The organism is Allomesorhizobium aridi (assembly GCF_043769475.1).
Classification (GTDB): Bacteria; Pseudomonadota; Alphaproteobacteria; order Rhizobiales; family Rhizobiaceae; genus Allomesorhizobium.
This window is the reverse complement of the sequence record NZ_CP171729.1, coordinates 3,753,116-3,774,262: the sequence shown is the minus strand read 5'-3', so window position 1 is coordinate 3,774,262 and position 21,147 is coordinate 3,753,116. Positions and strand designations below refer to the sequence as shown.

Sequence of the window (21,147 nt, the reverse complement as noted above, 5' to 3'; positions counted from 1 at the left end):
TTCCTGCATGGATGGGTGCGAAGCAAGCTTCAAAACGCGGCTGGGCATCTGAATTCGCTGAGCGCTGGAAGGAAAAGCGGATTGTATGAGGAGCCGACCCTGATCTTGTAGGAGACCTCGCGCCCACCGACCAGGAACCGCGCGATCAGTTCCTCGCCGCTGCGCTTGACCGAGCCGGCGTCGATCAGGCGCATCAGGGCCCATGGTCCGTCCCTGCCGATGCGCGTCTCGCGGCCGGGAATTTCGGGATAGATGCTGATGTTCGCGGTTCCCGACCCGCCATTGCCGGGCCAGGCGAAGGTTTGCGGCGCGTTGCCGGCCATGGACGTCTGGATGACGATCTGGTTGACCTCGAACAGCGCCTCGGAGTCTCTGGAGATGGTGTGCGGCGCGACGGTCAGCTGGACGTTTGGGGTCGGCCCGCCGTCGGGAAAGAAGGCGCTGCGGATTTCGGCCGCGCGCTGGAATTGCCGCAGCGTGTCGCGCGAAAGCTCCCGCCCCAGCCTCGTGTCCTTCTGCCAGTCCCAAGCCTCGCCGCTCATGTCGGCGATCGGCGCAAGATGTTCGGCGAAGAACTTGTCCATCAGCCCGTTCGGGCCGAAGAGCTGCGCGAACTCGCCGATCTGCGCGTTGCTGGCGGCGTCGCGCACGAAAGGATATTTGCCCGAGACGACGCGCTGGCAGAATTTGGTGACGCCCGACGCCAGCGCCTGGTTGAGCTGGGATTTCGAGCTGCCGGCCTCCTCGCCCTCGAACTCCTCGACCGCCTCCGCCACCATCACCGCGAACGGCTTCGGCAGCCGCGAGATCGTACCGCGCAGATTGACGACCTGGAGCCGAAGTTTCTCATTGGCCGGACCCGACTGCGAGGGATAGTTGGCGATCACCAGAAGGCTCTCGCGCACATCGTAAAGGTTCTTCAGGAGTACATCGATCGGCCGGTTGCCGGGGTCGCCCTGGACCCAGTTGTGATAGGGCTTGAAATAGGCCTCGATGTTGGAGCCAGGATTGGAAACGCCGGACGCCGCCATGCTCTCCACGTCGCCGGCGCGCACTTCCGATTTCCTGAGTGCAAGGTTGATGCCGATCCGGGCCAGGCCCCCGGTCGGGTCGGGGGCAATCTGCTTGGCGACCGCGGCGGCATTCGCTGCCGCTTCGGCCCCGTTCTCCGAAGCCGGCTCAGGCGGCGCTTCCTCCTCCCGCGACTGGGTCAGCGCCGTTTCGGCCTGGATCGATTCCAGCAACTGGCGGATCGGCGAGGTCGCTTCCGACGAGGCTGCTGCAAGAACGAGATAGTCCGGCTTGTCCTGCGAGATCGATTTCAGCTTGAGATTGGCTAGTGCCTTCTCCCAAGCCTCGATGAAATCCCGGCTGTAGCGGTCGAGGAGTTCGATGCCGAGCCGCTGGAACTGCGTTTCGACGCCGCTCTGCTTGCCCGCATCGCCCATCACCCAGTTTTCGCTCTCGAGCTTGGCGGCGACCGCCTCGAGTTGCTTGAAGAAGAAATTGTGGAAGCCGGCATAACTATAGAGGCCAGGTATCTTCATCTGGCTGATGTCGCTGCCGTCGCGGGTCTCGAAGACCAGCAGCGCGTCGGTGCCCGCCTGGCTGCCGATGTCGTAGTCGCGCAGGCCGGCGGAGTAGGCGGAGGATTTGATCAGCGCATAGGCGCGGTCCGCCATCTTCATGCGCGCCAGCGAGGCCTGCGCCTCCTTCACCAGCTTGCCGTTCAGTTCGAAGGCCGGGCTGTGGGAGCGGCCGAGTTCGAGCATCGCCTGCAGGTTTTCGGTCAGCTGCTGCCGGTAGCCCTCATTGGCCTTTCCGGGCAGAAGATTGGTCTCCCAGTCCTGCGTCATCCAGGCGATGACGAAGTCGTCCTCAACCTTCGGCGCCTCGCCGCCAAGCATCAGATAGACCTTGAGCGCTTCGTAGACGACGGTCGGGTCGGCGATGCTGCTCAGTATCTGCTGCTCCAGCCTGAGGATCAGCCGCGACCGCAGCATGGTTTCGAGCGCGTTGCGGTAAGTCGCCTCGGAGGCGGCGAGCAGCCGGTCGCGCTGGCTCAGCCCGAAGGATTCGCCGAGCGGCGTGTCCTCGTCGCGATGCGCGTAGCCGGCCGGAATGTCGCGCAACTGCGTCAGCAGCGAGGTGATGACGCCGAGGTCGCTTCCGGAGATCGGCTCCACGCCCGAGATTTCCGTCCTGCCCAGTTCCTGGCCGGCGTCGACCCGGTAGTCCTCGACCGCGGAGCCGGCTGCGGTGATCAGCGCCTTGTTGCTGGCGTAGCTCCAGCCCCAGGCGCCGAGCGTAAGCACCGAGATGCAGGCGATCGCCGCCATGCCGCCATAACGCAGCAGCGCGGCTCGCCGCACCGCGCCCTTGTCGAACGAGACCCAGCCGGATTCCGCGAAGATCACCTGGGTGAGCAGGTCGTGCAGGAAGAAGCTCTTGCCGCGCCCGGAAAGATGCTGGCCGCCGCTGTCGATCGCGAGCTTCCGGCCCATCGCGCCCAAGACCTGGTCGATCGGCGTGCCTTCCTGCGTGCCCGACGAGAAATAGAAGCCGCGCAGGTTGGCGTTGGTCTGGTAGCGCGTCGGCTCGAAGATGCGGTTGAGGAACTCCGACAGTTTTTCGCGCAGCGCCGCGACCTGCGCCGGGAATCCGAAGATGGCGATGCGCGAGATAGCGTCGGGCTCCTCGTGCAGACGGTCGGGCAGTTCCTCAGTCAGCCGCTTGATCAGCGCGTCCAGTTCCGAGGGAACATCGGAAACATGGTTCTTGGTGCGGTCTTGGGTCTGGAACGTCGCGCCCCATACCTTGCGGCGGCGGCTTTCGGTGAAGCCGCCGAAATACTCCCTAAAACCCTCCACAAGGTCGGCCTTGGTGAACAGCGCATAGACCGGAAAGTCGATCTTCAGTTCCTGGTGCAATTCGAACAAGCGCTTGCGGATGGCGTCGGCATGCGCTGCCAGTTCGTCCGCCGGCAGCGTCAGCAGGTCCTCGACGCTGATGGCGAGCACGACCCCGTTGATCGGCTGCTTGGTCCGGTTTTCCTTCAGCAGCGACAGGAAGGACAGCCAGCTTTTCCGGTCGGTTTCGGAATCGGAATCATGCGTCGTGTAGCGGCCGGCCGTGTCGATTAGCACCGCGTCCTCGGTGAACCAGAAATCGCAGTAGCGGGTGCCGCCGACGCCGGTGATAGAAGCCGCGCCGTCCTTGCCGGCCAGAGGGAACTTCAGGCCCGAATTGACCAGCGCCGTCGTCTTGCCCGCGCCCGGCGGACCGATGATGACATACCAGGGCAGTTCGTAGAGAAACGACTGCTTGCCGCTGGAACGCTTCAGCGTCTCGATCGCCTCGGACATGCGGGTCGCCAGGACCTGGCCGTCGCCGCTCTTGTCCTCGCTCGACTTCAGGGCGTTCTCGATCGCCTTTTCGGCCCGGCGCTTGCGGATGTAGCGCACGGCGTAGAAGACGCCGACGATTGCCACGCCGACCGCGATTATGGTCACCCGCAGCCAGACCGGCTCGAAAGGACGCGACTCGCCCAGCGCGATCAGCGGGCCGCCGAACCAGACCGCCAGGCCAAAGCACAGCAGCCCGAGGATTACGGGCGACTTCTTAAGCCAGCTGGTGATCAGGCTCTTCAGGTTCATTTATTGCCCCGCGCTGACCTGCTGCAGGGTTTCCTCCTTGGGGATCATGATCTCGACGCGCCGGTTCTGCGCGCGTCCTTCGGCTGTCTTGTTGTCGCCAATCGGCTCGAGGTCGCCCTTGCCCTCGACCTGCAGGCGCGAAGAATCCGACAGCGAAGGCGCAAGCGCTGCCTCCACCGATTTCGCCCGTGCGACCGACAGGTCGTGATTGGACTTGAAGGCGCTGGAAAGCTTAGGCTTCACATTGTCGGTGTGGCCGATGACGTGGATCGGGCCGGGCTCCTTGTCGAGTGCCGCAGCGATGCGTTGGGCGGCCGGGCCGAACTCGTCCTTCACGTCGGCCTTGCCGGAAGCGAACAGGATAAGGTTGTTGACCCTCACGACGATCTGGTCGCCGGAAGGCTCGACGGCCATGCCGCCCGCCTTGATCTCGTCCGCCAGCGCCGCCCGTATCCGCTCCAGTTGCGTCGTATCGGGCGCCGCCACGGGCGTGTAGATTTCGAATTCGGGCCGCGTGATGCCGATGCTTGCGGCGGGATGCAGCGCCACGAGACGGTCGGCCAGCGCGTCGCCGTCGCTGGAGATGAGGAACCTCAGCAGGAAGAACACACCGACCAATGCCACGCCTGCGAAGCTCGCGACCGCCCAGAGCGGCACCCGGCTCGACAGGTCGCGCATGCGCAGCGGCATGCCGCGCCAGCGCGGCGACACGTCGTCGTCGGTGCGCGCTTTCACATGGCGCAGCGTCTGGTAGACGTCGCGCCGGATGCGCTGCAATTCGCTGTCGCCGCCCGGCGCGTTGCGGTACTGGCCCTCGAAGCCGAGAAGCAGGCAGGCGTGCATGAGTTCGAGCAGGTTGTAGCGCGCCGCTGGATTGGCCATCGCCTTGTTCAGCTCCTCGAAGAAACCGATGCCGGAGGTGCGCACCTGGAAGAACTGCGCCAGCATGCTGTATTGTATCCACACATGCCGGTCGGCGCCCGGCAGGTTCTGGACGATGTCGTCGGCGGTTCCGCAAAGCACGTATTTGGCGATCAGCGCCTCTTCGCGGCTGACGCCTGCCTCGATGACCTTCTTCTCGAACTCGATGATCGATTGGGCGACGTGGTTCATCAGCGGCACGGCCTGCATGTCCACGATATGCAAGCGAAGGCGTCCGAGCAGGATGAGCAGCGGCGCTGCCGCCGCGGTGATCGGGTTCGCGGCCGGAAATTCGACTGCGTCGGAAGCGTTCAGCGCGACGTCCAGCGGGATGCGGATGGAAGGTTCGGCCACCTGTTTCGAGTGGAGGTTCGGCGGCGGCATTCCGCTTGGCGGCGGTGGCGCCCGCTCATGGACCCAATCGTCATGCTGCGGCATCCCGAAGCCCTGCGGGCTGCCGGAAAGAGGCACGCCGATGACCGTTGAGTTCGGCAGAGGCGGCATGCGATGCGGCGTAGCCGGCGGCAGCGGCTCGATCTGATCGCGTCTCGGCATCCCGCCTGGATTGGGGATGATGACGGTCTTGCCGCCGCCGAACGGATCGTTCTTCCCGCTCATCTTCGGTCTTCCATGATGGCCCAGAGGTCCAGCTGAAGATCCGGCCAGTCGCCGGCGAAGTGCAGCCCGAGCCCGCTGGCCACGCTAAATTCTGGCCACAAAGGCGAACACTTGTCGAGGTAGAAATAGACGTGATCCGAGACCGAACGTATCTGGCGCGGCGGCGTCGGCACATGAACGATTTCCACTCCCGGCAGGTGCGTCTGCACGATCTCCTTCATCTTGGTGTTGGGACCGATCTTGCAGAGCGCCGGAAACTGCTGCTGGATCTGGGTCAGGCTCTTGCCCGCCGCCACCTCGATGATGAAGGTCGCATTGCGGAACAGCGTCCGGTCCGGCACCTGTGCCAGGTAGGCGTTGGGGGTGAGTTCGGTGAGGTTCAGCCGGATCGCGCGGCCGATATCGAGGCTGAGCAAACGCTGGATGTCGGCGAGCACCGGCTCGAACACCGCTTCCGGGGAATCGTGGTCGTATTCGGCATATTCGGGCGCCAGCCGCTTGGGCGAGAACGTCCAGAGCTCGCCCGAAATGCGCAGCAGTTCCTGGTAGATCTCGACGGGATGCGCATATTTCGAGTGGCGCAGGTGCTTCAGCACGTTGATCTCGCGGTTGAGCATCTGCAGCAGGAAATAGTCGAAGGTCTGCAGCCCGCCGCCGGAACTGGGATCGGCGGCATAGCGCGCCAGCGTCTCCAGCTTGGTGTCGCACCAGCCGATGACCCGCTCCAGCCAGCCGAGCACCACCGGGTGGGCGCGCGAGACAAGCACGGGCGGCGCGAAAGTCTCGTCGAAGATGATGGTCTTGTCGCGCACCTCGAGGATGCGCGCCAGCTTCAGGCAGTGGAAGCCGGCTTTCGGCGTCTTCCTCACCTCGAAGGCGATGCGCGGATGGGCGACCTCTACCTCCTCCTCGACATGCATGCCCGAGGATGAATCGATGATCGGCTCGATGTCGCGCGTGTAGCGGCTGCCGCTGGTCGCCTCGGGCATGTCGACCTCGCGCGAATTCACCGAAGCCGCAGGCATCGTCATCCAGACCAGTTGCTTCTCTGCGCCCTCGGGCAGGTCGATCGCCTGCGGAAGCGGGCTTGATCCCGGCATGTCGAACGGCGTTCCGTCCTGAAACACGCCGCTCGCCCGCCGCAGCGCGAACTTGTTCTGCTGCGCCAGGTCGCGATCTATTTCGATCGAAGCAAATCCCCAGGGGTAGGGGCTGATATAATGGGTCCTGTTCTCGACGAGACGCTCGAAATAGCGGTCATTCTGCTGCAGGTGATGTTGGCGTAGAAATAGTCCTTCGGACCAGGCGACCTTGCTGTACCAGGACATAGGGGATTTCTGCCTCCTTCTGGCATTCAACAAGGCCGGACGGAAAAATAGCCGTGCTGCAATACCTTGGCTTTATTCGTCCTTTCATGAATAACACGCGGCCCTGGTCTTGTCATCGTTCACTGTCCCCGGGCCGTCGGCCTTGTTCGAACATTTGCCTGCCGAGATGTCGTTGATTGTTTCTTGGCGGAATGCAAAATTCAGGCGTCGAAGCCGCTGCGAAATCTCGCGGGCGGCTCCGGGAGGCGGGCCTGATGTCGAAGCCACCTTTTTTTGCATGAGATGAGAGAGGACGCATGCCGGCCACTCTCAGAGCTTCCGCCACCGGCGAGGTCTTCACGCTCGAAGACTATTCCCTGATCGGCCGCAGCAGTGAAGCCACCATCTGCCTGTCCGACGCTGGGGTCTCGCGCCAGCACGCCGCGATCCGGCGCGACGGCGTCCATTATTGGCTAACAGATCTCGGAAGCTCCAACGGCAGTTATGTCAACGACATGGCGCTCACCTCCGCGCGAGTCCTGCGCAACGGCGACCGTGTGCGGTTCGGTGGCTCGATCTTCCATTTCGTCCAGAGCGGAGCCGGGCAGGCCAGCGATGCCGGCGGCGCGGGCATGAAAACGCAGGTCTTTCTGGCCGAACCGGCGCCGTTGAGGCACGACGCGGTGACGCTTTTCGTCGCCGACCTGAAAGGCTTTACCCTGATGAGTTCGCGGCTTTCGCCCGAGCAGGTCGCCAACCTGCTGCGCGAATGGTACGCCGACTGCAACGCGATCCTCCAGCAGCACGGCGCGTCCATCGACAAATTCATCGGCGACTGCGTCTTCGCCTACTGGCACGGTACGGATCCGGTCATCCGCGCCTCGGCCGTCGAGGCCGCGCTGGCCTTGCGGGCTGCTGAAATTGGCGCGACGTCGCCGACGCGGGAGTTCCTGAAGGCGCGGATGGACATAGTGCTCGATTGCCGGATCGGGCTCCATCTGGGTGATGTGGCCATCGGCGCGATGGGGAGGGGGATCAACACGGCGCTTGGCGATGCCGTCAACATCGCGTTCCGGATCGAAGGGCTGACGCGCCAGCTCGACGAGCCGATCCTGGCCAGCACGGCCTTCCTCCAAGGCTGGGAGCAGGGCCGCGATCTCTTCCAGTCCGCCGGCAGCCATGCCGTGAAAGGTCACCCGGAGATGATCGAGGTTTTCGCGCTCAGGCGATGACGCCAGCCGGCGGGATCAGCCCCGCTGCGCCAGCGAATCCGCCTGCAGGCGCATGCGGCAGCGGACCCCGCTTTCGGGAAAGCTCAGGTCGACCTCCCCGATCTGCGATGCAAGCACTTTCGAAACCAGCCGGGTGCCGAAGCCGTCGTCGCGCGGTGCGGCGACCGGCGGTCCGCCATGTTCCGACCAGTCGAATTCGATATGCCTGCCGGTCCGCCGCCAACTGATCCGGACGAACCCTTCGTCGTTCGAGAGAGCGCCATATTTTGCGGCGTTCGTGCACAGTTCGTGCAGCGCCAGCGCCACAGGCACGTTGAGCGAGGGCGGCAGGTCGAGATTGTCGCCTTCGACGACGAAACGCCGATGCTCGTCGTCGCGGTAGGGCTCGATGATCTGCGCCACCAGCGAAGGCAAGCTGAAAGCCACCCAATCCTGCTGCAGCAGCACGTCATTGGCCCTCGCAAGCGCCTCTATGCGATCACGAAAATCCCGTACGGCTTCCGGCTTGGCCTTGTCGCCCCGCAGAGATTGCGCCGCAAGCGACTGGACCACGCTCAGCGAGTTCTTGACGCGGTGGTTCAGTTCCCGCAGCAGCAGCGCCTGCCGTTCGCCGTTCCTCTTCCTGGCGTCGATGTCCATCAGCACGCCGATCGCCCGCTCGTAGGATCCGTCGTCGGCAAGCGTCACTTCGGCCCTGAGCAGGACCCAGTGCAGATCGCCGCCGGGCCGGCGCAACTGGAATTCGACTTCGATCTGCCTCTCTCCTTCGCTTATCGCCTTCTGGGTTTCCTGCCGTATCCGTTCCTGTTCGCCCGGCGCGTAACATGCCTGAAGGTCTTCCGCTGTCGGCTTCGCCGCCGGGTCGAGGCCATAGATGCGGTTGAGTTCGGGCGAGCCCCGGAACGTATCGGTTATGAAATCGTAGTCCCAGATCGCCATCCGGGCGGCATCGATCGCCAGCCGCTGGCGCGTCTCGCTCTTGGCGAGTGCAGCCTCGCTGTTCTTGCGGTCGGTTATGTCCTGGAGCGTTCCGATAAACCGAACGGCGGTTCTCTTCCCTTCCACTTCCGCAAACAGCGCTTCGCCATGGGCCAGCACCCAGCGGATCTCGCCGGTCCCGGGCAGCCTGATCCGGTATTCGTAGGAGACCGTCTTGTCCTGTGTCGTCGGGTCGATTGCGCGGCCCGTTATCGCAACGTTGCGCGCAAGATCGAACGGATGCGTCATGGCGCTGACCAGTTCATCCGTGATCGGCTGGTCGGGTGCGAAGCCGTAGATCTCGCGGGCGCGCGGCGAGTAGTTTATCTCGCCGGTCTCGAGATTCCAGTCCCAGATGCCGATATGGGCGGCGCGGATGGCCAGGCGAAGCCGCAACTCGCTTTCGCGCCGCTGGCGGTCGATCGTTCTCGCCATGGGAGATCCCCCGGTCGTGTCGTGGCCGGCCCTGGCGGCCGGCCCCTTGCCGACCTCCGATATAAGGCGGCGTGGAGCATGGCGTAAAGGGAGGTGGCTTACGCGCCCTTTCCGAACGCGCCGCGAAACGCGACGATGGCGAGAGCGAGGCTCGCCACGGCGTTCCAGCCGGCAAAGGAAAGCCCCAGCACCCGGAGCGCGGCCTTGTCGCAGGCAGGCGGAACGACTGTGTCGATCGCATCCAGAACGCCGGCGCCGCCCGTGTCGGTCGGCGCCGCGACTACACCGCAATCGGTCGGGCCGGCCCACCAGCCCCATTCGACGCCCGAGTGGAAGACGCCGAGATAGAGGCTGTAGAGCATCAGCAGTGCGCCGATGAGCAGCAGGCCGCGCGTCATCCAGGCCGGCCAGTGGAAATGCGACGAGAGCACCGCCACGGCCATCAGCGGCACGCCGGCATAATAGGGCCAGCGCTGCTCCAGGCAGAGCTTGCAGGGTATGTAGCCGCCTATGTGCTCGAAGCCGAGCGCAATCCCGACGGTCGCCGCCATGCCGAAGAGGAGCAGCAGTGCGGTCACCGTTTGGACGCTGCTGGTGGGTTTGGTCAGCGACGACATGGGCATCATCATTCCGTTCAGAACGCGTATCTGACGAGGATGTAGAGCGAAATGAGGGCGGCGGCGCCCCCGCCGGCGATAAGCCCGAGCCGCTTCTCGATGAAGTGCCGGATGGGTTCCCCATAGTTGCGCAGCAGCCAGGCGAGGAACAGGAACCGCGCCCCGCGGGCCACGATCGCCGACAGGATGAACCAGCCGAGCGGAAAGCCGATGACGCCGGCCAGGATCGTCACCACCTTGATCGGCGGCAGATGCGCGAGTCCTGACGTTACCAGCATCAGCAGGATGAAGCCGGTGCCCGTCGACAGCCGCAACGCGTCGAACGCGTCGAGCTTGCCGTAGAATTCCAGCACCGGCCGGGCGATCGTCTCATAGGCGTAGAAGCCGATGAACCAGCCGGCAATGCCGCCCAGCACCGAGGCGACGGTGGCGACGAGGGCGTATCGGTAGGCGCGGTCCGGCCGCGACAGCGCCATCGGCAGGTAGAGCACGTCTGCCGGAACCAGGAACACCGAGCTTTCGACGAAGGCGATGAAGGCCAGCCACCACTCGGCGGATTTGCGCGCCGCGAGCGACAAGGTCCAGTCGTACAATGTTCGAAGCATCCGCGCCCCTCTGGTTTTGCCGTGCCTGTCTAGAAACAAATGACGCATTGCACAATGGTCGGCGCGGCACGAAATCGTGCACGGCAGTTGACGCGGCGGGGCTTGGCCGTATAGTCCGCAGCCGTTCGCGCCCTTTGCGCGTGCGCCCCCTTGGCGGAATTGGTAGACGCGCCTGACTCAAAATCAGGTTCCGAAAGGAGTGCTGGTTCGATCCCGGCAGGGGGCACCACTTTTCCCGACGCAATCATCGTCCGGCCGACCGGCGCCGCCCGCCGCGTGCTACGAGTTCGCGATGATGCCGATGAGCGAGCCGACGCCGGCGCCCACGACCACGCCGAAGCCAAGCCCGACCGAGGCGTCGTTGAATACCTGGTCGCCGACTACGTATCCGATGAGCGCGCCGACGGTGACGCCGACGACCATGCCCAACGCAAACCTGGCAAAATCGAGATCCACCTCATTCCCCGGTTCATCCCGCCCCGGTTCATCCCGCCGCCCCTTTAACATATGCAGACCGGCCGGATGGTTCCATAGGACAAAGCGCGCAGGCTTCGACGCCATTGCACAGGTGACCGTCACCATTCACGTTTTGAGCGCCTGCGTCGGCAATTCCGGCAAGGGCTAATCGCCCGTTCCGTTGCGTCAGGTTGTCAAAGGGCGTCGCGCCGGGATAACCATTCCCGATGCTTGAACGGCGCGACAGCTATGCCACTCTCTACCGCGATTTCCGCTGGAACATTCCCGGGCGTTTCAACATCGGCGTCGCGGTCTGTGACCGCTGGGCCGCAACTGATCCGGGCCGCACGGCGCTGCTCGATTACCGGGCCGAGGGCGAAGCTCAGCGCCTGAGCTTCGGCGAACTTGCGGCGCGCTCCAACGCGCTCGCCAACGGACTGCGCGCGCTCGGGATCCGGCGCGGCGACCGGGTGGCGCTGCTCCTGCCGCAATGTTTCGAGACCGCCATTGCCCATGTCGCGATCTACAAACTCGGCGCTATCGCCGTGCCGCTGGCCCTGCTCTTCGGCACGGACGCGCTCGAATACCGCCTGCAGGCAGCGGGCATCCGGGCGATCGTCACCAATGCCGGTGGCGACGCGAAAATCCGCAAGATCGGCGACAGGCCGGCCAACCTCGAACTGATCGTGTCGATCGACGGCGCGGATGGCGACGCGATCGATTTCCACCGGCTGGTCGCCGACCATTCACCGCATTTCGTTGCCGAGGACACAGGTCCGGACGACCCGGCGATGATGATCTTCACCTCCGGCACCACGGGCCCGCCCAAGGGCGCGCTGCACGGCCACCGCGTTCTCCTCGGCCATCTGCCCGGCGTGCAGACGCATCACGAGTTCCTGCCGCAGCCGGGCGACCTCCTGTGGACGCCGGCCGACTGGGCATGGGCGGGCGGCTTGCTCAACGTGCTGTTGCCCGGCCTCTATTTCGGCGTGCCGGTGGTTGCCGGACGGTTCGAGAAATTCGATCCCGAAGAAGCGCTCGGACTTGCCGAGAAGATGCGGGTCAGGAACGCTTTCATCCCGCCGACGGCGCTGCGGATGCTGAGGACCGTGCCCGATATCGGCCGTCGCTTCCGGCTCGATCTGCGCACGGTGGGTTCCGGCGGCGAGTCGCTCGGCCGCGAGACCTACGAGTGGGCGCGCTCTGAATTCGGCATCACCATCAACGAATTTTACGGCCAGACCGAGTGCAACCTGGTGCTGTCGTCCTGCGCTGCGATCGGCGTCAGCCGCGCCGGCGCGATCGGCAAGGCCGTGCCGGGTCATACGGTGGCGGTGATCGGCGAGGACGGCCGCCGCATGAAGGCGGGCGAGGCTGGACAGATCGCTATCCTGCGGCCCGATCCGGTGATGTTCCTCGGCTATTGGCACGACGAGCAGGCGACCGCGAAAAAATTCATCGGCGACTGGATGACCACCGGCGATCAGGGCATCGAGGACGAGGACGGCTACGTGCATTTCTTTGGCCGCGACGACGACGTCATCACGTCGGCGGGCTTCCGCATCGGACCCGGCGAGATCGAGGATTGCCTGACCGGCCACCCGGCCATCGCGCTCGCTGCCGCGGTCGGCAAGCCCGACGCGCTGCGCACCGAGATCGTCAAGGCCTATGTCGTGCTGAAAGACGGGACCGTCGCCAGCGAGGCGCTGGCCGAGGAGATCAAGCTGTGGGTGCGCGAGCGGCTGTCGGCGCACGAATATCCGCGCGAGGTCGAGTTCGTCGACGAGATGCCGCTGACCACGACCGGCAAGGTCATCCGCCGCATTTTTCGCGATCGGGCGAGGCAGGAAGCCGGGAAGTCGAGCCTCTGATCACTTTGCGTCCGCCTGGATAGCGACGGGCACGCGGCTCTTGATGCAGACGATCATCGCGCCGAGCACGACGACGGCGCAAAGAACAGTTGTTCCGGTCACGCGTTCACCAAGCAATAGGGCTGACCAGAACAGCGCCAGAAGCGGCTGGATAAGGTTCAACTTGCCAACACGCGCTACCCCACCGGCGGCGAGGCCACGATACCAGAATACCGAGCCAAGAAACATGCTGACGACACCAGCGTACCAGAAGCCGATCCAAGCGGCTGTCCCGATCGGTTGTGTCCAGTCGAGGAGGCACAACTCACGAATGAGAGGGATCGCTGCGAATGGAGCAAGTACGATCATAGCCCAGCAGAGTGTCACGGTGCCCCCGAGCGCACGCGACACGCGGCCACCCTCGACATAGGCCAGGCCGACGCTCGCGATAGCGGCGACGAGCCATGCGTCGGCAAGGGTGACGCCGCCGCCCTGATGCAAGGCAAAGAGTAGCACGGCGCCGACGCCTGTGATGGATGCCAGCCAGAAGACCGGCCCGGGGCGTTCGCCCAGTCGGAACACCGCAATCAACGCCGTGGCGACCGGGGCGAGGCCGATAACGACGGCGCCATGCGCGGCCGGGACATGTTGAAGGGCGATGGCGACAAAGAGCGGATAGCCGACGGCAAGCCCCAGCCCCGTCCACAAAATTCCGAGCCAATATTCTCTGTCCGGCAAACGCAATTGCCCTATAGCCACCAGTGTCCCGACACCAAGAAGGGCAGCAATTTCGATTCGGGCGCTCGTGATCGCCAGCGGGGTAAAGAACGACAGCGCGGCACGCGTTGCCGGCAAGGTGCCGCTAAAGGCGAGCACGCCCGCGGAGCCGGCTATCAAACCGGGCCACCACGACATGCCACGCTGGCAATGCTTAACTTCGGGGAGCTTCGACAATTGAAGGCTGGTCTGCTAGACGATCAATCGTCGGATTTTCGCAGGGAATATGCCCGTAATCCATGGATATACCGAGGCGCATAAACCAAAACTGCTGCGAAACGCAGGCAAAATTTGCCTTCCGCCTTGGTGATAGCGAACAGCAGCTTCCTGGCGGAGCCTTACCGCCTCTTCAGCAGCCCTCGCACCCGGTTGCGCAGCAGGCGGGCTATGTTACGGGTCTCGCGATAGAGGTGCAGTTGCGAAGCCGCCTGGCGCGTCGCGCGGTCTGCGCCGGGCGTCATGCCGATGACGATCGTTCCCATCGTCTTGCGTTCCGACCACAGCCTAGTCATCACCGGGTGGTCGGGCACGGCGCAGGAGTCGGTCGTCATGATGTTGGGATCGTCGAGATGCTGCTTCGTCACCTCGATCATCAGCAGCGTGCCCGGCGAAAAGGCGGCGTAGGCCTCGTCATAGGCGGTCTTCCAGGTATAGGCCACGCCCGCCTCGACGAAAACGATAAGGCAGGCGATGACCTCGCCGTTGAGCGTCAGCGAATGCACCCGGCACATATCCTGCTCGGCAAGGCGGTGGACGGCCTCGCGGGCGAAGGCGGCGCGGTAGCGGTCGGTCGCCATGGCGGTGCGCTTGCGGCCTTTCCAGCCGGCCGCTTCCAGCGTCAGGAACGCTTCGATCCCGTGACGGATGTCTTCCGGGCCGCGCGCGACAATGTGTTCGAGCGTGCCGAGATCGGCCAGCCGGCGCTTCAGCCGGCGGAATTCGCGGTCGTGATGCGAGCGCAGCGATGCTTTCAAATAGGCGTTGCCGTCTAGTGTGCTTTCGAGGAAGGGCCGCTCGGCCTCTGTCGTGGTCACCAGCGGCAGGCTGCGCGTTTCGGCGACCGATTTCAGCATTGCCGTCACCGCGCCGTCGAGCCGCATATCGGGCAGCACCAGCACTTTTGGCAGCTTCAGATGCGGGCGCGACAGCATGGAAAAGAAATCCTCGATCACGCCTTCCGGGTCGTCGCGGTCGACCAGCGGCGTCCCCAGCGGCCCGAATGGGCTCGCCCATGTGCGCATGATGGAGACGCCGAGCGGCGTCGCCGGCCGCTCGACGGAGAACGGCACGAGAAGCCGCAGCCGGTTCTTGTAGTCGTGGCCGTCGCGGATGACGGCCAGCCGCACCTCGCGGTCCTCCAGCCTCGGCATCGCCGGGGCGAGGAAGCGGGGGTTGAAGAACACGTTCGGCTCGATGGTGCGCGAGCAGAGATAGTCGAGTTCCTCGACCAGGTCGAAGCCCGCCGAAGCCGAATATATCGCCAGCCGCCGCGGCGGACGATGGCTTTCCAGCAGTTCGATGTGCCCCGGTTCGACGGCGGCGCCGCCCATGCCGGCAAGCCCGGAAATCATTGTTCCCGACGGGCCGGCGCTCATCTCCTCCAGCAGCGGGATAGCGGCCATCAGCGCGCCTCCGGGCCGGCGGCAGCCGGCATGAAGATCGCCATCGCGATGCCGAGCTTGCGCCAGACGGTGAAGGAGAGCGCCCCTGCCTCGAAGATCATGGCGAGCGAGGTGGCGATCGCCGCGCCCCAGAGGCCGAGGCTGGGGATGAGAAGCACGCTCAGTCCGATGTTGAAGGCGAGCGTCGTGGCATAAACCAGCGCGCAGACATTCTGGTAGCCGCTCATGGTGAGCAGGCTTTCGCAGGGGCCGACAGCCGCTCGCGCCACGACGCCGAAGACGAGCAGGAACAGCAGCGGATAGCCGGCGTCGAAGCCAGGCCCGAACAGCATCAGCATCGGCTTGCCGAGCGCCAGTACCGCCAGCGCCATAACCAGCGACGGCCAGAACGTCCACGCCACCGTCTCTCGCGCGAAGCTCGCAAGCTTGTCCGGCTCGCCATGAGCGATCGCGGCGTACCGCTGGGCGACGCCGGCCTTGACGGCGAAATAGACGAAATGGACCAGCGCGAGCGTCTTCACCGTGGCGAAATAGACGGCGACGTCGTCGGGCTGCATGTAGAAGCCGACCATAAGCACGTCGGCATTGGTCAGGAGGAAGAAAAAACTCTCGACCAGGAAGATCGGCAGCGAGATGGCGAACCACATCCGGAAACGGATTTCACGCGGGCCGTGCGGCAGGCGGCGGTCGACGCGCGCGGTGACGCTGACCAGTTGAATGATGGTGGTGGCATAGGTGGCGAGGATGGCGGCGATGAGGGCGGTCTCGGCGCAAGGCTCGTAGCCCACCAGGAGCGCGCCGGCCATGAAGGCGAGGATCAGCACGGGACGGATCAGATAGGTCGGCGACAGCGCCGACACCGCCCAGGAATGCGCCCGCGAAATGCCTTGCACGACATCCGACAGCGCGATCATCGGCAGGCAGATCAGCCCGAGGATGAAGGGCACGACGTAGTAGCTCTCGATCGCGCCGGAAAAATACCAGACGCTTAAGCCCCCGAGCATCGCTATTGCGGTGGAGGCGAGCAGCACGAACAGCCGGCTGGTCAGGAGCACGCCGCGCAGTTCGGCCGTCATGCCGCGCTCGCGATATTCGGGAATAAAGCGGATGATGGAGGTGTGGAAACCGAAGCAGGAAATATTGCCGGCTATCACCATCGTCACCCATACAAGGACGAAGATGCCGTATTCGAAACTGCCCATCCAGCGCGCCAGGAGGACCTGGCTGATGAAGGCGATCGCGGCGCTGACGATACGGATCGAGAAGGCGATGAGCGACATGCGGCCGGCTTCGCCGCGCTCGTCGGCGGTGAACAGGGCCGCATCGATCTGGCCGAGCAGCGGCCGTGCGCGCTCAGCGAGGCGCTCGGGCAAAAGCCGCTCTGCCGTCGTTGCCGCGGAAAAGCGCACGCGAGAACTCTCCGATTTCCGCCAATTCAACGTGGGCGTATGATCTTGTCCGAAAAGTCTGCAACTTTTCGGGATCATGCCGCACCTGTTTCGGTCTAGACAACACACGTTAAGAAACGGTTCGGCCACACCCCATGCCGACCTGGAAAGGCGGGAGTCTGGCGATGATCGACGCGGCTGAACGGGCGAGGATGCTGAAGGCCCATTCGATCGGGCCGCGCATGATTTCCTATCTCGAGGAAATCGGCATCGAGAGGCTATCGGATATCCGCGGCGCCGATGCGGAGGAACTCGCCATGCGCATCGACATCGCGCTCGGCCGCAAGCACATGAACCGGCTCGGGGTGGAAGCGCTGCGCAACCTCATCGCATTGGCGGCGTCCATCCCACATTGACCAGGTCTCCTTCGCGCACGACAATGAGGCAGGGGAGAAGCCGATGAGCGAACCGGACAAATGGCTGCACATGTCGACGGCGCCGAGGGATGGCAGCCGGTTCCTGGCGACGATAAGGCCCGTCGAACAGGGCGATGCCGATGTCGATGTGGTTTACTGGGCGCGCTCCGACCAGTTCGGCATGGAAGGCTGGCGCGCCGCCGACTCCACGCCCGGGGCGGTCGTCGGCTATGCCGAACCGGAGCTGATTTGCTGGATGCCGCTGCCGACGCCCAATCCCGGCCGGGAGCCGCTTTCCAGACCGGATCCCTACAAAGGCGAGGAGATCCAGATCGACGGCTCCGGCATCTGAAGCGCGCGGCGGCGCGCCGGCATCAGGCGAACGCGCCGTGGCAGTGCTTGTATTTCTTGCCGGAGCCGCAAGGGCAGGCCTCGTTGCGGCCGACCTTGCCCCAGGTGTCGGGCCGCTCCGGGTCGCGGTCCTCTGGTGCGACTACGCGCAGATCCTGCATCACGGCGACCGCCGTGTCGCCGAAATCGTCCTCGCCGGTCGTGGCGTCGAAGTGCTGGCCATAGGCTTCCGGAGCCTGCGGAGGCGGCGCATCGGCAGCCTCGCGCACCAGTTCGACGCGCATCAGCTGCGCCGTCACCGCCTGGCGTAGATTGCCAAGCATGGCCTGGAAAAGCTCGAAACCCTCCCCCTTGTATTCCTGCAGCGGGTCGCGCTGGGCGTAGCCACGGAAGCCGACGACCGAGCGCAAATGGTCGAGGTTGACCAGGTGCTCGCGCCACAGATGGTCTAGCGTCTGCAGCACGACCGAGCGTTCGACATAGGCCATGACTTCCGGCCCAAACCGTTCGGCGCGTTCGGCGGCTGCCGCATTGGCGCGCTCGGTGATGCGGTCGCGGATGTCCTCCTCGGCGATGCCCTCTTCCTTGACCCAATCGTCGATCGGCAGGTCGAGGTTCAGAAACTGCAGCACGCCCTCCTTGAGGCCGACGGCGTCCCACTGTTCCGAATAGGCGTTTTCGGGAATGTGCTTGGCGACCAGTTCCTCGATCACGCCTTCGCGCATCTCGGCGATGGTCTCGGAGAGATTTTCGCCGTCCATCAGTTCGAGGCGCTGCTCGAACACCACCTTGCGCTGGTCGTTCTGCACGTCGTCGAATTTCAGCAGGTTCTTGCGGATGTCGAAATTGCGCGCCTCGACCTTCTTTTGCGCCTTCTCCAGCGCCTTGTTGATCCAGGGGTGGATGATCGCCTCGTCTTCCTTGAGGCCGAGCTTCTGCAGCATGCCGTCCATGCGTTCGGAGCCGAAGATGCGCATCAGATCGTCCTGCAGCGACAGGAAGAACTTCGAGCGGCCCGGATCGCCCTGGCGGCCGGAGCGGCCTCTGAGCTGGTTGTCGATGCGGCGCGATTCATGCCGTTCGGTGGCCAGCACGTAGAGCCCGCCGGCGGCGAGCGCCTTTTCCTTCAGCCGCTGCACGTCCTCGCGGATCGCCTTTTCCTTGGCTTCTCGCTCGGGCCCGGCCGGCATGTCGCCAAGCTCCTCGGCAATCCGCATGTCGGCATTGCCGCCGAGCTGGATGTCGGTGCCGCGGCCGGCCATATTGGTGGCAATCGTGATGGCGCCGGGCTTGCCGGCCTGGGCGACGATCGCCGCCTCGCGCTCGTGATGGCGGGCGTTCAGCACCTCGAAATCGTGAAAACCGTCCTTGCGCAGGCGCTCGGCCAGTAGCTCGGATTTTTCGATCGAGGTGGTGCCGACCAGCGTCGGCTGGCCCTTGGAGTTGGCCTCGCGGATCTCGCGGATGATTGCCTTGTATTTCTCTTCGACCGTCCGGTAGACCTCGTCATCCTCGTCCATGCGGATGACCGGCAGGTTGGTCGGCACCTCGGTCACTTCGAGGCCGTAGATGTTGCCGAATTCCTCGGCTTCCGTCGACGCCGTGCCGGTCATGCCGGCCAGCTTCTTGTACATGCGGAAATAGTTCTGGAACGTCACCGAGGCCAGCGTCTGGTTTTCCGGCTGGATCTGGACATGCTCCTTCGCCTCCAGGGCTTGGTGCAGGCCCTCGGAATAGCGCCGGCCGGGCATCATGCGGCCAGTGAATTCGTCGATGATGACGATCTCGCCGTTGCGGACGATGTAGTCCTTGTCTCGGCTGAACAGGCGGTGCGCCTTCAGCGCGTTGTTGACGTGGTGGACGATGGCGACGTTTTCGACATCATAGAGCGACTCGCCCTTCAGGTGGCCGGCCTCGCGCAGCATGTTTTCGAGCTTCTCGGTGCCGTCCTCGGTGAAGATCGCGGTGCGCTGCTTTTCGTCGATCTCGTAGTCGGCCGGCTCCAGCTTGAGGATGAAGGCGTCGACCGTGTTGTACATTTCCGAACGGTCCTCGAGCGGACCGGAAATGATCAGCGGCGTGCGCGCCTCGTCGACCAGGATTGAGTCCACCTCGTCGACGATCGCGTAATTGTGACCGCGCTGCACCATCTGCGCACGCTCGTATTTCATGTTGTCGCGCAGATAATCGAAGCCGAGCTCGTTGTTGGTGGCGTAGGTCACGTCGGCGGCATAGGCGGCGCGGCGCTGGTCGTCGGTCATGCCGTGAACGATGACGCCGGCGGTCAGGCCCAGAAAATTGTAGACGCGACCCATCCATTCGGAGTCGCGTTTGGCGAGGTAATCGTTGACCGTGACGACATGGACGCCCTTGCCTTCGAGCGCATTGAGATAGACGGGCAGCGTGGCGACCAGCGTTTTGCCCTCGCCGGTCCGCATCTCGGCGATGTTGCCGCCGTGCAGCACCATGCCGCCGATGAGCTGCACGTCGAAGGGCCGAAGCCCCAGCACGCGCTTGGCCGCCTCGCGCACGGTGGCGAAGGCCGGAACGAGCAGGTCTTCGAGGTCGGCGCCTTCGGCCAACTGCTGCCGGAACTGGTCGGTGCGGGCCCTGAGCGCCTCGTCCGAGAGCGCCTGCATTTCGCCTTCCAGCGCGTTGATCGCTTCCACCCGAGGCCGCGTCGCCTTGACGCGGCGATCGTTGGAGGAACCGAAAATCTTACGGGCGATGCCGCCGAGACTGACCATCAAGTACTCTTTCAATCCGTATATGCCGACCGGGCGCCGGCTGAACCCGCCAGAATGTGCCGAGGCAGATTCGAACGTGAAAAAGCGCCCGGAAAACGGTTCTGGACGCAAAGACGAAGGACAGATAAGAGGGGGCACAAGCGATGTCAACGTTGCAGCGATGCTGCCCGGCGCGCCGAATTCCGCCACATTCAGGCTGATTGAAACGCGTTCAGTTACCGGATCGGAGTATAGTCATGAGCATCAAGCACCCACGCGCCGCGCTTGCCGGCATCGGCATGGCCGTTGGCATCAGCGTCCTCTCGGCGATCGGCGCAGGTGCGCAGGAAACCGCACCGGCTCCCGCCACGCCGGCGGCCCCGGCACAGGCGGCTCCCGACCCGGCAACGGTTGTCGCCACCGTCAACGGCCAGACCATCACCCAGGCCGACCTGGCGCTGGCAGAGGCCGACCTCGACCAGCAATTCGCGCAGCTTCCGCCCGAACAGCGCCGGGCCGCCGCCCTCTCGGCCGTCATCGAGATCCGGCTGCTCGCCTCGGAAGCCCAGGCAAAGGGCCTCGACAAGGATCCAGAATTCGAACGCCGCATGGCCTTCCTGCAGCAACGCGCGCTGCACAGCGCCGTCATCGACAGCGAAGTCTCCTCCAAGATCACCGACGAGGCGATCCGCAAGCGTTACGACACCGAGATGTCGAACACGCCGCCGGTCAACGAGGTCAAGGCCCGGCACATACTGGTCAAGACCAAGGAAGAAGCCGACGCGATCATCAAGCAGCTCGACACGGGCGGTGATTTCGAAAAGCTCGCCAACGAAAACACCACCGACCCCAGCGGCAAAGCCACGGGCGGCGATCTCGGCTATTTCGGCCCCGGCCAGATGGTGCCCGAATTCGAGAAGGCGGCATTCGCGCTCGATGTCGGCGCCTATACCAAGCAGCCGGTGCAGAGCCAGTTCGGCTTCCACGTCATCAAGGTCGAGGACAAGCGCGCGCAGCAGCCGCCCGCATTTGACCAGGTGAAGGACCAGATCCGCTCGCTGCTGCTGCGCGAAAACTATTTCGCGCTGGTCAAGTCGCTGCGCGACACCGCCAAGGTCGACATCGCCGATCCGGCATTGAAGACAACCGTCGAACAGATGGAAAAGCAGCAGTAATTCGGACCAATATTCCG

Annotated in this window: 16 protein-coding genes and 1 tRNA gene; 6 read left to right on the top strand and 11 right to left on the bottom strand. The window is 64.4% G+C overall.

The features are described from left to right. Positions 1-29: 29 nt before the first annotated feature. From tssM to tssK, 3 genes are read right to left on the bottom strand one after another with little or no spacing between them, the layout of a single operon-like run. Entirely contained in the window at positions 30-3,656 is a 3,627-nt protein-coding gene (gene tssM / locus ACG873_RS20515) for a type VI secretion system membrane subunit TssM (RefSeq protein WP_394887147.1), read from the bottom strand. After that, complete coding sequence (tssL, locus tag ACG873_RS20510) at positions 3,657-5,195, bottom strand: type VI secretion system protein TssL, long form (RefSeq protein WP_394887145.1); 1,539 nt, start codon at positions 5,193-5,195, stop codon at positions 3,657-3,659. Continuing rightward, positions 5,192-6,523, bottom strand: a complete 1,332-nt coding sequence (gene tssK, locus ACG873_RS20505; protein WP_394887143.1) for a type VI secretion system baseplate subunit TssK — start codon at positions 6,521-6,523, stop codon at positions 5,192-5,194. The genes tssL and tssK overlap by 4 nt, the downstream gene beginning before the upstream one ends. A 296-nt stretch (positions 6,524-6,819) precedes the next feature. Between tssK and ACG873_RS20500 the strand changes: the two genes are divergently transcribed. Next, a complete protein-coding gene (locus ACG873_RS20500) occupies positions 6,820-7,734 on the top strand; it encodes an FHA domain-containing protein (protein WP_394887141.1) in 915 nt (304 codons plus the stop codon). 15 nt (positions 7,735-7,749) lie between these two features. Here the strand turns inward: ACG873_RS20500 and ACG873_RS20495 are convergent, their stop codons facing one another. The 3 genes from ACG873_RS20495 to ACG873_RS20485 all read right to left on the bottom strand — a co-directional run bounded on the left by ACG873_RS20495 (position 7,750) and on the right by ACG873_RS20485 (position 10,369). Further along, positions 7,750-9,147 carry a sensor histidine kinase gene (locus tag ACG873_RS20495; RefSeq protein ID WP_394887140.1) on the bottom strand — a complete coding sequence of 466 codons (1,398 nt, stop codon included), beginning with the start codon at positions 9,145-9,147 and terminating at the stop codon, positions 7,750-7,752. A 98-nt stretch (positions 9,148-9,245) separates the two neighbouring features. After that, complete coding sequence (locus ACG873_RS20490) at positions 9,246-9,764, bottom strand: disulfide bond formation protein B (protein WP_394887138.1); 519 nt, start codon at positions 9,762-9,764, stop codon at positions 9,246-9,248. Between the two features lie 17 nt (positions 9,765-9,781). Further along, the gene (locus tag ACG873_RS20485; RefSeq protein WP_394887137.1) at positions 9,782-10,369 is read right to left on the bottom strand and encodes a YqaA family protein; all 588 of its coding nucleotides are present in this window, start codon (positions 10,367-10,369) and stop codon (positions 9,782-9,784) included. 144 nt (positions 10,370-10,513) lie between these two features. On the opposite strand from ACG873_RS20485, the gene ACG873_RS20480 reads away from it, so the two are divergent. Next, positions 10,514-10,598 (top strand) — tRNA-Leu (locus ACG873_RS20480). Positions 10,599-10,648: 50 nt separating this feature from the next. Here ACG873_RS20480 and ACG873_RS20475 read toward each other — a convergent pair. Further along, positions 10,649-10,951 carry a hypothetical protein gene (locus ACG873_RS20475; RefSeq protein WP_394887135.1) on the bottom strand — a complete coding sequence of 101 codons (303 nt, stop codon included), beginning with the start codon at positions 10,949-10,951 and terminating at the stop codon, positions 10,649-10,651. Between the two features lie 101 nt (positions 10,952-11,052). Here ACG873_RS20475 and ACG873_RS20470 point away from each other — a divergent pair, with 101 nt between their 5' ends. Beyond that, positions 11,053-12,696 (top strand): AMP-binding protein, encoded by a 1,644-nt coding sequence (locus ACG873_RS20470; RefSeq protein ID WP_394887133.1) that lies wholly within the window; start codon positions 11,053-11,055, stop codon positions 12,694-12,696. Here ACG873_RS20470 and ACG873_RS20465 read toward each other — a convergent pair whose 3' ends face one another. The 3 genes from ACG873_RS20465 to ACG873_RS20455 all read right to left on the bottom strand — a co-directional run bounded on the left by ACG873_RS20465 (position 12,697) and on the right by ACG873_RS20455 (position 16,483). Then, entirely contained in the window at positions 12,697-13,629 is a 933-nt protein-coding gene (locus ACG873_RS20465) for a DMT family transporter (RefSeq protein ID WP_394887132.1), read from the bottom strand. Between the two features lie 161 nt (positions 13,630-13,790). Then, the gene (locus ACG873_RS20460) at positions 13,791-15,074 is read right to left on the bottom strand and encodes a GNAT family N-acetyltransferase (RefSeq protein WP_394887130.1); all 1,284 of its coding nucleotides are present in this window, start codon (positions 15,072-15,074) and stop codon (positions 13,791-13,793) included. Next, positions 15,074-16,483, bottom strand: a complete 1,410-nt coding sequence (locus ACG873_RS20455; RefSeq protein WP_394887128.1) for a lipopolysaccharide biosynthesis protein — start codon at positions 16,481-16,483, stop codon at positions 15,074-15,076. The genes ACG873_RS20460 and ACG873_RS20455 overlap by 1 nt, the downstream gene beginning before the upstream one ends. 164 nt (positions 16,484-16,647) lie before the next feature. On the opposite strand from ACG873_RS20455, the gene ACG873_RS20450 reads away from it, so the two are divergent. Together ACG873_RS20450 and ACG873_RS20445 are read left to right on the top strand one after the other, a co-directional pair. Continuing rightward, positions 16,648-16,878 (top strand): hypothetical protein, encoded by a 231-nt coding sequence (locus ACG873_RS20450; protein WP_394887126.1) that lies wholly within the window; start codon positions 16,648-16,650, stop codon positions 16,876-16,878. 43 nt (positions 16,879-16,921) lie between these two features. Then, positions 16,922-17,230 (top strand): hypothetical protein, encoded by a 309-nt coding sequence (locus ACG873_RS20445; protein ID WP_394887124.1) that lies wholly within the window; start codon positions 16,922-16,924, stop codon positions 17,228-17,230. A 22-nt stretch (positions 17,231-17,252) separates the two neighbouring features. On the opposite strand, the gene secA is transcribed toward ACG873_RS20445, so the two are convergent. Beyond that, positions 17,253-19,976, bottom strand: a complete 2,724-nt coding sequence (gene secA, locus ACG873_RS20440; protein WP_394887122.1) for a preprotein translocase subunit SecA — start codon at positions 19,974-19,976, stop codon at positions 17,253-17,255. Positions 19,977-20,212: 236 nt separating this feature from the next. On the opposite strand from secA, the gene ACG873_RS20435 reads away from it, so the two are divergent. Next, the gene (locus ACG873_RS20435; RefSeq protein WP_394887120.1) at positions 20,213-21,130 is read left to right on the top strand and encodes a peptidylprolyl isomerase; all 918 of its coding nucleotides are present in this window, start codon (positions 20,213-20,215) and stop codon (positions 21,128-21,130) included. Positions 21,131-21,147: the final 17 nt, after the last annotated feature.

Coding starts and splice junctions, on each gene's coding strand:
- tssM (WP_394887147.1), bottom strand. CDS start 3,656: ATGAACCTGAAGAGCCTGATCACCAGCTGGCTTAAGAAGTCGCCCGTA.
- tssL (WP_394887145.1), bottom strand. CDS start 5,195: ATGAGCGGGAAGAACGATCCGTTCGGCGGCGGCAAGACCGTCATCATC.
- tssK (WP_394887143.1), bottom strand. CDS start 6,523: ATGTCCTGGTACAGCAAGGTCGCCTGGTCCGAAGGACTATTTCTACGC.
- ACG873_RS20500 (WP_394887141.1), top strand. CDS start 6,820: ATGCCGGCCACTCTCAGAGCTTCCGCCACCGGCGAGGTCTTCACGCTC.
- ACG873_RS20495 (WP_394887140.1), bottom strand. CDS start 9,147: ATGGCGAGAACGATCGACCGCCAGCGGCGCGAAAGCGAGTTGCGGCTT.
- ACG873_RS20490 (WP_394887138.1), bottom strand. CDS start 9,764: ATGTCGTCGCTGACCAAACCCACCAGCAGCGTCCAAACGGTGACCGCA.
- ACG873_RS20485 (WP_394887137.1), bottom strand. CDS start 10,369: ATGCTTCGAACATTGTACGACTGGACCTTGTCGCTCGCGGCGCGCAAA.
- ACG873_RS20475 (WP_394887135.1), bottom strand. CDS start 10,951: ATGGTGACGGTCACCTGTGCAATGGCGTCGAAGCCTGCGCGCTTTGTC.
- ACG873_RS20470 (WP_394887133.1), top strand. CDS start 11,053: ATGCTTGAACGGCGCGACAGCTATGCCACTCTCTACCGCGATTTCCGC.
- ACG873_RS20460 (WP_394887130.1), bottom strand. CDS start 15,074: ATGGCCGCTATCCCGCTGCTGGAGGAGATGAGCGCCGGCCCGTCGGGA.
- ACG873_RS20450 (WP_394887126.1), top strand. CDS start 16,648: ATGATCGACGCGGCTGAACGGGCGAGGATGCTGAAGGCCCATTCGATC.
- ACG873_RS20445 (WP_394887124.1), top strand. CDS start 16,922: ATGAGCGAACCGGACAAATGGCTGCACATGTCGACGGCGCCGAGGGAT.
- secA (WP_394887122.1), bottom strand. CDS start 19,976: ATGGTCAGTCTCGGCGGCATCGCCCGTAAGATTTTCGGTTCCTCCAAC.
- ACG873_RS20435 (WP_394887120.1), top strand. CDS start 20,213: ATGAGCATCAAGCACCCACGCGCCGCGCTTGCCGGCATCGGCATGGCC.